The 809-nt window shown below is 42.6% G+C and carries 1 protein-coding gene; it reads right to left on the bottom strand.

The window, feature by feature from the left end; genetic code table 11:
* Nucleotides 1-809, bottom strand: an 809-nt coding sequence (locus ACFQ3N_RS20420) for a UPF0236 family transposase-like protein (RefSeq protein WP_390365089.1), incomplete at both ends; no start/stop codon positions are given.

Here is an 809-nt window from a genome sequence, read left to right as displayed (position 1 = left end):
CGGTTAAGCCCCTGAAATACATGATATGCATCCAATTGGTTCAATACCGGATAATTCGATTGTGAAAATGCCTCCTGAAATTTCTCAGCCGTGTATCCAAGCCCACCATCACTATTTGTTACTACTTGTGTTTTTTCTAATGAATACTGATTGGCAGTGGACGCCTGAACTTCTTTCCAAAACTCTGCGGTTGGTTGTGTCGTCATGATCACTTTCGGATTACGCAAGGATACACGTTTCCCGTTCTTATCCCAACCTTCATAAAAAATCGCATGACGCACCTCATGACTCTTTTTCTTCTCTGTGCCCCGAACGAATACGCCATCAGCTTCCGCATATAGAAAATCTACTTTTTCTCTCTTTGGCAACACTGCTGATTCCTCTAATTCGATCACCATTTCCTCGTCCGCCTTGGCTTGCGCTTCTCCAACTTGCTTTATAATGGTTCCAACCGTTGTGTGACTAACATTCACAGCCGTCCATTCTTTTAGTGTACGTGCCGTTTCACGATAGGTACTTTCACTTGCCATTTCCGCAACTTTTACTTCCACGAAAGGACTTCTTCGATGATATTTCTTCAGCCCCATCCACTCATCAAAAGGATAATGCGGATTTCCATGTGGATCATGCATTAGTGTGTGTGTATACGCTACCCAACCAAATGTAAATTGAACTTCTCTTGAATCATTTCTTTCTATCGTCCAGCCCATAGCTTGTTTTTCCTTTACGATTGCGTCATTGAGCCTTGTGAATACTTCTCCCATCTGAGATGCAATTACTTCATACATCAAGAGACGGACACTTTCCTC

Source organism: Virgibacillus byunsanensis (assembly GCF_042675965.1).
GTDB lineage: Bacteria > Bacillota > Bacilli > Bacillales > Amphibacillaceae > Virgibacillus_R > Virgibacillus_R byunsanensis.
The sequence above is the reverse complement of the archived record's forward strand: the minus strand, read 5'-3'. Positions and strand labels throughout refer to the sequence as shown.